This is a genomic window from Burkholderia sp. Ac-20349 (genome assembly GCF_017104865.1).
Classification (GTDB): domain Bacteria; phylum Pseudomonadota; class Gammaproteobacteria; order Burkholderiales; family Burkholderiaceae; genus Burkholderia; species Burkholderia aenigmatica.
This window is the reverse complement of record NZ_JAAGPM010000202.1, coordinates 1-10,789: the sequence shown is the minus strand read 5'-3', so window position 1 is coordinate 10,789 and position 10,789 is coordinate 1. Positions and strand designations below refer to the sequence as shown.

The following is a 10,789-nucleotide window of genomic DNA, read 5'->3' as shown; positions in this document are numbered from 1 at the left end:
CTGCGGCCGCTGCCGATCCATGCGCCGCACCTGCGCGCGCAGGCGGCCGACGACGATCTCGCGTCGTGGCGCGGTGCGGCCGACGGGGCCGCGCTGCGCATCCTGCATTCGGATGCCGACCTGCATCGCGCGTTGTCCGGCGACGATCCGGTCGAACGCGTGCTGTTCGAAATGCTCGAGCAACTGCGCTGCGAATCGCTGGCGCCATCCGCCATGCGCGGTGTCGTGCAGAACCTGCGCCATCGTTTCGACACCTGGTCGCGTGCGTCCCACCGCTCGGGGCAGGCCGATACGCATGTCGGGATCCTCGTGTACACGGTCGCGCAGATCGCCTGGTCGCGGCTGACAGGCTGGCCGGTGCTCGAAGAAACGGAAGACCTGATCGAAGCGTCGCGTGCGGCGATCGTGCCCGAGATCGGCGTGCAGCTCGCGGGGCTCAAGCGGTGTCGGCACGATCAGCGCGCATTCGCGGAACACGCGCTGGCGCTCGCGAAGCGCATTGCTGCGATGATCCGCGACGCGCGGGCGGCCGTCGTGGAAACGGAGTCGGAAGACGCGCGCGAGCAGGACGACGCGCTGACGAATTTCTCGCTGTGGGTCGACTTCGACGATACAGGCATCGACCTTCCTGCACTCGTAGAGACGGGCGACAGCGTCGTGCTGCAGGGCAGTGATGCCGTCTACCGTGCATATACGACGCGTTACGACCGCGAGCTCCGGCCGGCCGCGCAGATCCGCGCGTCCCTGCTGCGCGAGTACCGCGACCGGCTCGACGGCCAGGTCGCCGCGCAGCGGATCAACGTCACGCGACTCGCGCGCGTGCTGCGCGCGGCGCTCGTCGTGCCGCAGGCCGACGGCTGGTCGTTCGGCGAGGAGCACGGCCGCCTCGATGGCCGCCGGCTCGCGCAGCTCGTCAGCTCGCCGGCTGAACGGCGGCTGTTCCGGCTCGAACGCGTGCGGCTGCATGCCGACTGCGCGCTCGCGTTCCTGATCGACTGCTCGGGGTCGATGAAGACGTGGATCGACGGCGTCGCGCTGATGGTCGACACGCTGGCCCGCGCGGGCGACGCCGCCGGTCTCGCGACCGAAGTGCTCGGCTTCACGACGCTCGCGTGGAACGGTGGCCGCGCACGACAGGACTGGCTCGCGCGCGGCAAGCCGCGTCATCCGGGCCGGCTCAACGAAACCGGCCGCCTGGTGTTCAAGGATGCGGACACGCGCTGGCGGCATGCGCGCACGGGCATTGCCGCGCTGTTCAAGGCCGATCTGTTCCGTGAAGGCGTGGACGGCGAAGCGGTCGAATGGGCGTGCGCGCGGCTCGCGGCGCGGCCGGAGGCGCGCAAGATCCTCGTCGTGATCTCGGACGGCAGCCCGATGGACGGCGCGACGGCGCTCGCGAACGATCCGTTCTATCTCGACAACCATCTGAAACAGGTGGTCGCGCGCCAGGAGGCGGCGGGCCGTGTCGAGGTGCTCGGGCTCGGCGTCGGGCTCGATCTCGGCCCGTATTACCGGCACCGGCTCGCGATCGATCTCGCGTCGGCGCCGGACATGAAGCGGCTCGTCGAGATCGCCGGATGGATCGGCGCGCGGCGGTGAAGCGGGCGACTGCATTCGACGCGGACGCGGTGACGTGTACGCGTCGACTCCGAGTCGATTGCCGGGAACAGGGTGGGTCGACGCGGCGCACGCCGCGCGAGATCAAGCGCGATGCAGCAGCGGCGGCAGCGACGTCGCAATCAGCCCGATGCCGATCGCCATCAACACGCCGAACGCGAGCCGGCGCAACGCGACCGGCGACAGCGGCGGCGGGTAGTGACGCGCGGCGACCGTCGTCAGCATCACAACGGGCGTCGCGATCGCGGCCAGCACCCAGATGTCGCGATCGAGCTGGCCTTCGCATGCGCTGTACAGCACACGCGTGGCCGAGGTCGTCGTGAACAGCACGATCAGCGCGCAGCGGATCTGCACGAGCGTCAGCGGCTGCCGGTAGAACTGGAAGATCAGCGGCGGCCCCGATACGCCGAACATCCCGCTCAGCAAGCCGCCGAACAGGCCGCTGACGAAGAAGCTGCGGTTGTCCGAGCGCTCGGTGAGCGGCGCCGGGCGCAGCGCCGCGCTCAGGCCGCCGTACAGCACGACCGCGCCGAGAATGAGCTGCAGCAGGTCGGCCGCCGAGCGGCTCAGGCATTCGAGCAGCAGCACGCCCGCGACGACCGACGGCAGGATGCCGAGCGTCGCCGCACCGACCGCGCGCCAGTCGATGTGATGCAGCCGGCCAGGCAGCGCGGTTGCGCCGTTCGCGAGCGACACGACGCTCATCAGCGTCGCGACGGTCGCAAGCGGCGCGAGCCCGAAGCCGCTCGTCGCGCCCATCACGATCATCCCGAGCCCGAAGCCGGTGACGGTCTGGAAATAGCTGCCGGCGCCGATCACGGCGATCAGGATCGCCAGTTTGTCGGCGGTCATGCGTGTGCGGCCTCGCCGGTTGCGGCGCGTTGCGCGGCCGCCTGCGCCTGCACGGTGGTCGCCGCGATCACGTGATACACGTCGTCGGCGCTGCAGCCGCGCGACAGGTCATTCGCGGGGCGACGCAAGCCTTGCAGCAGCGGGCCGACGGCCTTCGCACGGCCGATCCGCTCGGCGAGCTTGTAGCCGATGTTGCCGGCTTCGAGGCTCGGGAACACGAGCACGTTCGCGTGCCCGCCCACCTGCGAATGCGCGATCTTGCGCTCGGCGATTTCCGCGACGATCGCCGCGTCGAGCTGCACGTCGCCGTCGATCGCGAGGGTGGGGCGCCGTTCACGCACGTGTGCGGTCGCGGCCGTCACCTTGTCGACGGCTGCATGATGCGCGCTGCCGCTCGTCGAGAACGACAGCATCGCGACGCGCGGCTCCTCGCCGAGCAGCGCGTGCGCGCTGTCGGCCGCGGCCATCGCGATCTCGGCGAGCTGATCGGCATCCGGATCGACGACCAGCGCGCAGTCGGAGAAGATCAGTCCGCCCTTGATCGTGTGAAACGGTTCGCACAGCATCATCAGGAGGAAACTCGACACGATCCGGAACGCCGGATCGACACCGATCAGCTGGATCGCTGCGCGCACGACGTCGGCCGTCGCATGCACGGCGCCCGCGACCGAGCCGTCCGCGTCGCCGAGCCGCACCATCAGGTTCGCGTGGCAGAGCGGATCGAGCACCGCGTCGCGCGCGGCATCGGCCGTCATGCCCTTGCTCTTGCGCAGCGCATGCAGCGTGTCGGCATAGGCATCGCGTTGCGCGGCAGTGGCCGGATCGACGAGCGTCATGCCGTCGAGATCGATCGCGTCGCGCGCGGCCGCCGCGTGGATCGCCGCACGGTTGCCGACGAGCACGATGCGGGCGATGCCGTCGCGTGTTGCGCGTGCAGCGGCCTGCAGCACGCGCGGATCGTCGGCTTCGCACAGCGCGATGCGCATCGGCTGGCGGCGCGCGGCTTCGAGAATGCGGTCGAGGGCTTTCATCGTTCGCTCGGGTAGGAAAGGAAAAACGGCCGGATGCGGCGGCCCGCACGGGGCACGGCGTCCGGCCGGAAGGCCGGTCGCGCGAGAGGGGCGCGCGACCGGCAACGGGTGCGTCAGCGACGCGGCGTTACACGTAGTCCTTGTACTTGTCGAGCATGCGAACCGGCTTCGACAGCGCATCGCGACGGAACGGATCGCCGAGTTCACGCGTGCACATGATCTCGATGATCGTGGTCTTGCCTTCGTTCATCTGCATGTCGATGGCGCGCTTGAGTGCCGGGCCGACATCTTCGAGGCGGTCGACCGTGATCCCTTCGGCGCCCATCGCACGCGCGATCGCCGCGAAGCTCTGGTTGTCGAGTTCGCCCGCGACGAAGCGGCGGTTGTAGAAGTCGACCTGGTTCTTCTTCTCCGCGCCCCACTGGCGGTTGTGGAACACGACGGCCGTGACCGGAATGTTGTGGCGCACGCAGGTCATCGTTTCCATCAGGCTCATGCCCCACGCGCCATCGCCCGCATACGACACGGCCGGGCGGTGCGGCGCGGCGACCTTCGCGCCGATGATCGTCGGGAACGCATAGCCGCAGTTGCCCCAGCTCATCGCCGCGAAGAAGCTGCGCGGCTTGTTGAAGCGCAGGTAGCTGTTCGCGACCGAGTTGATGTTGCCGATGTCGGTCGACACCATCACGTCCTCGGGCATCGCCTTCTCGAGCTCGCGCAGCACCTGGCGCGGATGCAGGTACTGGCCGCCGCTGAACGGCTTCTCGTGCTTCTGCTCCTCGATCATGTCGAGGCTGTACGCGTCGCGCTCGTGCGTCCAGTCGTCGAGTTCCTTTTCCCACGCGGCCTTCTCGGTCGCGATCTGGTCGGCGCGATCGCCGCGCGAGCCGTCGCACGCGAGCGTGCGGCCGTCGAGGCGTTGCGTGAGCGCGATTGCCGCGGCCTTCGCATCGCCGCAGATGCCGACCGAGATCTTCTTCACGAGGCCGAGCATCTTGTGGTCCGCGTCGATCTGGATGATCTTCGCGTCCTTCGGCCAGTAGTCCATCCCGTGCTGCGGCAGCGTGCCGAACGGCCCGAGGCGCGAGCCGAGCGCGATCACGACGTCCGCGCGCGACAGCAGCTTCATCGCGGCCTTCGAGCCCTGGTAGCCGAGCGGGCCGCACCACAGCGGATGGTTCGCCGGGAACGAGTCGTTGTGCAGGTAGCTGTTGACGACCGGCGCGCCGAGCCGTTCGGCGAGCGCCTTGCATTCCTCGATCGCGTCGGCCATCACGACGCCGCCGCCCGAGATGATCACCGGGAACTTCGCCTGCGCGATCAGTGCGGCCGCGTCGTCCAGGCTCTGTTCGCCGCCGGCGCCGCGGTCGAGCCGGCGCGGTTGCGGAATCTCGACCTTGACCTTGCCGTAGAAGTAGTCACGCGGGATGTTCAGTTGCGTCGGGCCCATCTCGGCCTGCGCGCGGTCGAAGCAGCGCGCGGTGAATTCGGCCATCCGCGCCGGGTGCGTAACGTGGCCCTGGTATTTCGTGAATTCCTGGAACATCGGCAGCTGGTTCGCTTCCTGGAAACCGCCGAGGCCGATGCCCATCGTGCCGGCTTCCGGCGTGACGATCACGACCGGGCTATGTGCCCAGTACGCGGCCGCGATCGCGGTCACGCAGTTGCTGATGCCGGGGCCGTTCTGGCCGATCACGACGCCGTGGCGGCTCGACACGCGCGCATAGCCGTCGGCCATGTGGCCCGCGCCCTGTTCGTGCACGACCGGGATCAGGCGGATGCCGGCTGGCGCGAAGATGTCCATCGCATCCATGAACGCGGAGCCCATGATGCCGAACATGTCGGTCACGCCGTTGGCCGCGAGGGTCTCGACGAAGGCTTCGGACGGTGTCATGTCCTGCGGACCGTTGGCCGATGCATGCAGGGAAGTGGATTGTTCGCTCATGGGTTGTCTCCGATTGTTCAATTAACGGAACGTCTTGTTCCAGATGCTATTTGCTGGGGAAAGCCGGTCAAGTCATTCCGCCCGCTGTCGGGGAATGTGGAATGAAATGAAATGATTCGTTTCAAAATGCGCGCGGGGGGCGGTGGCCCGGGTAGCGCGCGAGGCGCGCGCTCAGGCCGGCTGTTTCGGCCGTTCCTTGCGGAAGGCGCGCTTGACGGCGATCAGTCCGTCGCGGAATTCGAACAGGTCGCAGCCTTCGGCCTCGATGCGCCAGCCTTCGGCGTGCGTGCCCGTGAACACCCACTCGGAGACGCCGCGCTCGCCCGCGACGGTGTGGCGGCCGTGACCCCAGTGCGCGTCGGGGAAGGTCTTGAACACGGCTTCGAACGCGGCGCGTACCGCGTCGCGGCCGACGAAGCGCGCGCCGTGGATGTCGGGGCCGCCGGCCGCGTCGAATACGCAGTCCTCGGTCATGAAGCCCATCAACGCATTGGCGTCGTGCCGGTTGAATGCGTCGGAAAATGCCGCGAGCGTGGCGGCCGTGACGGGGGCGGTGAGCGTGTCGGACATAACGTGTCTCCTGTCGAATGGTGGGCGGCCGCAAGGCGCTGGCGCGCATGCGGCACGCGGTATCGACACGTTAGTGAGCGCTCGTTTTTGGCGGTAGCGCCAGTTCGGGGGATTCGGTTGGGCCAGCGACAAGGTGGTTCGCCTCGCCTTTGCAGTCCTTTCTCGCGCCGTACGGGACGGCTCGACATTGGACCGAGGCTGCAGGTCTGAATGGTCTCGAGAAGTCACTGACGGGGAATCGGGTTTGATTGAGATCGGGGCGGAGGTGATTAAATATATTTTTTGGAAAATCAATCGGATAAGTTCTAAATATTTCTATTTTGTAGTTATCTATATTTAACGGTTGTTTTAATTATCCATGTGATCTCGTGGCAATGAGTTTTCTGGCGTTCATCGACCCCAATCGACAACAGAGAACGACGAATAAAAAGACCTGCTTCCTGGTGCATTCCGGGTTCCGTGGAATGGTCGTGGCCCTCGGGGAAGCGGCAATCGCCTCGGCGGCACGCGCTTGCTGACTGCCGTGCTTCGCTGGCAGCAAGCCATCCATCGAGCGGCACGCATGTGGCCCAGACGCACAATGGATTGCCGCAGGTGAATGCGGCGAAATCATCGGGTGCCGGTGAGGGCAGTCAACAGTTCTATTGCGTTATCCCGCTTTGCAACGCAGATTAATCTAAAAAGTGGAGCACGCGGGATGACCTCTGTAACTCTCGATTTAGGTTCAGGAAAACGGGCGACGTTGACACGCGCCACAGGTTCTATTGGTGCAAACCAATCGATGGGGCAACGCAGCGCCATTTCGGAATTGATGCTGCACTGGCCGAAATATGCGGGCCTCACTGCGAACGCATTGACGTACATGCGGCAACTCGGCCTGGATGTGCTCCACGGCACGCCGCTTGACACGCTCAAGTCCGCCATAGAAATCGGTCGCGTGACGGTCGAGATTGACCGCAGGGTAAGCGGCGCTGGCGGTGGCGGTGGAGGCCAGCCGTCAACCCGTCCCTTCCCGCGAGCCAGCAGGCTTGCCAGCGTGCCGGGGATGACTTCGTTGCCGGCCGACAAACCCCTACCGAATTCGGCGACGCTTATCGACGTGTCCGGCGACTCGCTGTTGGGTTACTTGGAAAGCGTTATCGGCGGGAGTGGCGCGGGAGGCACAGCCCGTTTTACGGGCGGTGCCTCGTCATTGCTCGGAGATGTGCCGCCGTTCGACTACACCGCAAGCGCAATTGGCGACGGAGTTGAATCGCTTGCCGCCGCGACCAACAATCTGAACTTTGCTGCAAAGATGCTCGGCTACGATCGCAAGACGTTCGGGCAGATGCTGCATATCTTGAAACCCGCAAACGGCTTGGGACCTGCCGACAACGTTATCTTTCACGACAGTGGCGAGGTCGAATTCAAAGGCGTAATTATTGATAACATCCATGACTATGCACGCTGAGTCCCCTCCGCCCACCGATAGCGCACTTGCGCACGCGACGTTCATCATTTCGTCGGAGGACGCGCACCCGGACACGTGGACCGCTTTCTTCGGCATCTTTCCGAGTCGAACGATCGCGAAAGGAAAGCCCTATTTGCTGCCGTCCGGGCGCCTGAGCTCCCGGCCCGGAAAGCTCAATCTGTGGGCGCTGGAAAGCAAGACTGCCGTTCAAAGCGATCGATTGGAGCCGCACCTCCGCTATCTGATCGAACGACTCTCGTTGCCGCGTGAAGGTCTCCTCGAGCGTATCGAACAGGCCGATGCGCGTATGCGGTTCTTCTGCTACTGGGACAACGAGAATGCTGACCGCGTGCCCCACGTGTCGGACGCTACCCGCCAACTCATCGAATCGGTCGGGGCAGTGATCGAGATCGATGAATATCGATAGCACCTACCGCTACCGGTGTCTCCCTGACGCCTGACGCCTGACGCGACATCCGTACCTCAATCCACCTCCGGCCGTAGCGCAAGTGCGAGTTTGCGCACAGTTCCGCCTGCAGCGTGCTGCTGAGCGGCAGACGGCCGCGATGGGCTCGCGAGGTATCCGATCACTCCTCCGGCCTCTGCGCCCGCACACACCGCGCGAGTGCCCGCACCCCCGGCTCGATCCGCTCCAGCGGAATCGCGGAAAACCCCATCCGGAAGCATCGACGCGCGTTGCTGTCGTCGTTCATGAAGAACACGCCGCCAGGCTCGATCAGAATGCCGGCCTCCTGCGCGTCCACCGCGAGCCGCGCCGCATCGAGCCACGGCGGCCCCTCGACCCAGCACGACGCGCCGCCCGTCACGCGGACATGGCGCGCTTCCGGCAGATGCGCATCGAGCGCGGCCATCAGCGCCTGCGAGCGCTCGCTGTATGCATGCGCGAGTCGACGCAACAACGCGTCGTGATGGCCGAGCGCGAGAAAGGTCGCGAACGCCCGCTGGATATACGCAACCGGATGGCGCACCATCAGCCGCCGCAGCGCACGCAACTCGCGGATCAGCTCGCGCGGCCCGACCACGTAGCCGAGCCGCAGCCCCGGCGCGAACGTCTTCGACAGGCTGCCGACGTAGATCACGCGGTCGGCCGTGTCGAGGCTCTTCAACGCCGGATGCGGCGTGCCGGAGAACGTGTTTTCGCTCTCGTAGTCGTCCTCGATGATCACGAAATCGTGCTGCTGCGCGTAGTCGAGCAGCGCGCGGCGGCGTTCGATCGGCATCGTCGCGGTGGTCGGGCACTGGTGGCTCGGCGTCACGTACACGTAGTCGCAGCGCGCGAGCGTATCGCCGAGCGAGTCGGGTGCGATGCCGTGGCCGTCGACCGGCAGCGGCAGCAGTCGCGCGTTGCGGTTCTCGAAGATGTTGCGCGCGTCCGGATAGCCGGGGTTCTCGAAACCGACCGTCGTGTGCTTGCCGCACAGCAGGTCCGCGATCAGGTACAGCGCCTGCTGGCAGCCGTTCGTGACGACGATCTCGTCGGGCATCGCGAACACGCCGCGCCGCGGCAGCACGCGTGTGCGGATCTGCTGGATCAGCGATTCGTCGTCGCGTTCGATCAGGTCGGGCGCCCAGTTGCGGATCTCCATCACCGACAGCGCCTTCAGGCAGCATTCGCGCCAGTCGTTGGTCGGAAACAGCGACTGGTCGAACTGCCCGTAGATGAACGGAAATTCGTAGTGCTGCCAGTTCGCGGGCTTCACGATGTTGCGCTGCCTCGACGGCGGATGCGTGATGCGTTTCTCCCAGGCGGGGCGTCCGGGCACGTCGTCGCCACCGGCGGGCACGGCGCCGGCCCGGACCAACGCGAAGCCGGGCACGCCTTCGAGCATCTTCGGGTTCACGAAGTGCCCGCTGCGTTCGCGCGAGATCAGGTAGCCCTCCTCGACGAGCATCTGGTACGCGAGCACGACGGTGTTGCGCGCGACGCCGAGCTGGTCGGCGAGCTCGCGGCTCGACGGCAGCGCGGCATCGGGGGCGAGCTGGCCGTCGAGGATCGCGGCCACGAGCATCCGCCGGATCTGGTCCTGCAGGCTCGACGCCGACGACCGCCGGAACTGCTGGGCCCATAAGGCGGTCGGGGTACGACTCGACATGCTTCCTCCTGTGATCGGTACGGGAAACGCGAGGCGGTGCGCGTGGTGTGCACGTGGCCCGCGAGAGGCGCGGTGTCGCGAGAATACGCGCGTCGCGCCGCGGATGTGGACTCAATGAAATGTGTCGTCTGGCACTACTGCGCGCCGACGTGGCAAGACGATACTCAACTCGTCGCGCCCGGACGATCCGGATAACTCCCCGGTACGCGGGCGCAGGAGGGCGTGCGCGCATCGCGTTCGCCTGCAGCGTGATGCAAAGGAGAGGAACGCCATGCACGTCGTCGTGTTCAGGGATCGCTGCGAGCGCGTGATCCGCATCGTGTTCGACGATGCACGCGCGACAGCAGTCGCGTATCGCGACGACGAGGCGATCGGAGCACTCGACCTCGACGACGACGGTGGCGATGCCGTGCGATCACCGTCGCTCACGCGGCTATACGTCGAACCTGCGTACCGGCGCAGCGGCATCGCGCACACGCTGCTGGCGTGCGCGTCGCGCGAATTCGGGCGGCCGATTCGCATCGACGCCGGCGCGCGAGACTGGCCCGATACGCCGGCGTGGTCGACGCTGTGCCGCTGCCTCGAATACGAAGGATTGGTCGTGGTGCGCCGGGCCGCGCTGCGGTAACCGCAAGCGTGGCCACGATCACGCTGCACCAAGACGGAGACGACATGAGCACGGTCCTGAAGCCGATTCCCGCATCCGACGTGCGGCACGAAGCGTTGCGTATCGACGGGCAGCGCGTGTGGCGCGACGCGGTGATCGACGTGCGCAACCCGTACGACGGCTCGCTGGTCGGCACCGTGCCGAAGGCGACGCTGGACGACGTGCGGCGCGCGTTCGCGGCCGCGCGTGCGTACCGGCCGACGCTCACGCGCCACGATCGCGCGGCGATCCTGCGCCGCGCGGCCGATATCGTGCGTGCACGCACCGTCGAGATCGCGGCGCTGATCACGGCCGAGTCTGGCTTGTGCCTCAAGGATGCGACCTACGAAGCGGGCCGCGTCGCCGACGTGCTGACGTTCGGCGCCGGTGAAGTGCTGAAGGACGACGGGCAGATCTTCTCGTGCGACCTGACACCCCACGGCAAGAAGCGCCGCGTGTACACGCAGCGTGACCCGCTGCTCGGCGTGATCTCGGCGATCACGCCGTTCAACCACCCGATGAACCAGGTCGCGCACAAGATCGTGCCGTCGGTCGCGACCAACA

The 10,789-nt window shown here is 66.6% G+C and carries 10 protein-coding genes; 5 read left to right on the top strand and 5 right to left on the bottom strand.

The window, feature by feature from the left end:
• A partial coding sequence (locus tag G3N61_RS35890) for a cobalt chelatase (RefSeq protein WP_205824738.1) occupies positions 1 to 1,599 on the top strand: 1,599 nt, incomplete at its 5' end.
• Positions 1,600 to 1,701: 102 nt separating this feature from the next.
• Here G3N61_RS35890 and G3N61_RS35885 read toward each other — a convergent pair.
• The 4 genes from G3N61_RS35885 to G3N61_RS35870 all read right to left on the bottom strand — a co-directional run bounded on the left by G3N61_RS35885 (position 1,702) and on the right by G3N61_RS35870 (position 6,015).
• Positions 1,702 to 2,469, bottom strand: coding sequence for a sulfite exporter TauE/SafE family protein (locus tag G3N61_RS35885; protein ID WP_043179351.1), 768 nt, complete (start codon positions 2,467 to 2,469; stop codon positions 1,702 to 1,704).
• Positions 2,466 to 3,500 (bottom strand): phosphate acetyltransferase, encoded by a 1,035-nt coding sequence (gene pta, locus G3N61_RS35880; protein WP_205824737.1) that lies wholly within the window; start codon positions 3,498 to 3,500, stop codon positions 2,466 to 2,468. The genes G3N61_RS35885 and pta overlap by 4 nt, the downstream gene beginning before the upstream one ends.
• Before the next feature lie 127 nt (positions 3,501 to 3,627).
• A complete protein-coding gene (gene xsc, locus G3N61_RS35875; RefSeq protein WP_205824736.1) occupies positions 3,628 to 5,445 on the bottom strand; it encodes a sulfoacetaldehyde acetyltransferase in 1,818 nt (605 codons plus the stop codon).
• A 171-nt stretch (positions 5,446 to 5,616) separates the two neighbouring features.
• Positions 5,617 to 6,015, bottom strand: coding sequence for a nuclear transport factor 2 family protein (locus G3N61_RS35870; RefSeq protein ID WP_089453269.1), 399 nt, complete (start codon positions 6,013 to 6,015; stop codon positions 5,617 to 5,619).
• A gap of 697 nt (positions 6,016 to 6,712) precedes the next feature.
• On the opposite strand from G3N61_RS35870, the gene G3N61_RS35865 reads away from it, so the two are divergent.
• Entirely contained in the window at positions 6,713 to 7,465 is a 753-nt protein-coding gene (locus tag G3N61_RS35865; protein WP_205824735.1) for a hypothetical protein, read from the top strand.
• On the top strand, positions 7,449 to 7,892 hold the full coding sequence (locus G3N61_RS35860; RefSeq protein ID WP_241018067.1) for a DUF4279 domain-containing protein: 444 nt from the start codon (positions 7,449 to 7,451) through the stop codon (positions 7,890 to 7,892). Before G3N61_RS35865 ends, G3N61_RS35860 begins: the two co-directional genes overlap by 17 nt.
• A gap of 160 nt (positions 7,893 to 8,052) precedes the next feature.
• Here G3N61_RS35860 and G3N61_RS35855 read toward each other — a convergent pair whose 3' ends face one another.
• Positions 8,053 to 9,579, bottom strand: a complete 1,527-nt coding sequence (locus G3N61_RS35855) for a PLP-dependent aminotransferase family protein (RefSeq protein ID WP_205824734.1) — start codon at positions 9,577 to 9,579, stop codon at positions 8,053 to 8,055.
• Between the two features lie 271 nt (positions 9,580 to 9,850).
• On the opposite strand from G3N61_RS35855, the gene G3N61_RS35850 reads away from it, so the two are divergent.
• Positions 9,851 to 10,207 carry a GNAT family N-acetyltransferase gene (locus G3N61_RS35850; protein ID WP_089453266.1) on the top strand — a complete coding sequence of 119 codons (357 nt, stop codon included), beginning with the start codon at positions 9,851 to 9,853 and terminating at the stop codon, positions 10,205 to 10,207.
• 44 nt (positions 10,208 to 10,251) lie between these two features.
• On the top strand, positions 10,252 to 10,789 hold a 538-nt coding region (locus tag G3N61_RS35845), incomplete at its 3' end, for an aldehyde dehydrogenase family protein (RefSeq protein WP_205824732.1).

Coding starts and splice junctions, on each gene's coding strand:
- G3N61_RS35870 (WP_089453269.1), bottom strand. CDS start 6,015: ATGTCCGACACGCTCACCGCCCCCGTCACGGCCGCCACGCTCGCGGCA.
- pta (WP_205824737.1), bottom strand. CDS start 3,500: ATGAAAGCCCTCGACCGCATTCTCGAAGCCGCGCGCCGCCAGCCGATG.
- G3N61_RS35855 (WP_205824734.1), bottom strand. CDS start 9,579: ATGTCGAGTCGTACCCCGACCGCCTTATGGGCCCAGCAGTTCCGGCGG.
- xsc (WP_205824736.1), bottom strand. CDS start 5,445: ATGAGCGAACAATCCACTTCCCTGCATGCATCGGCCAACGGTCCGCAG.
- G3N61_RS35885 (WP_043179351.1), bottom strand. CDS start 2,469: ATGACCGCCGACAAACTGGCGATCCTGATCGCCGTGATCGGCGCCGGC.
- G3N61_RS35860 (WP_241018067.1), top strand. CDS start 7,449: ATGACTATGCACGCTGAGTCCCCTCCGCCCACCGATAGCGCACTTGCG.
- G3N61_RS35865 (WP_205824735.1), top strand. CDS start 6,713: ATGACCTCTGTAACTCTCGATTTAGGTTCAGGAAAACGGGCGACGTTG.
- G3N61_RS35850 (WP_089453266.1), top strand. CDS start 9,851: ATGCACGTCGTCGTGTTCAGGGATCGCTGCGAGCGCGTGATCCGCATC.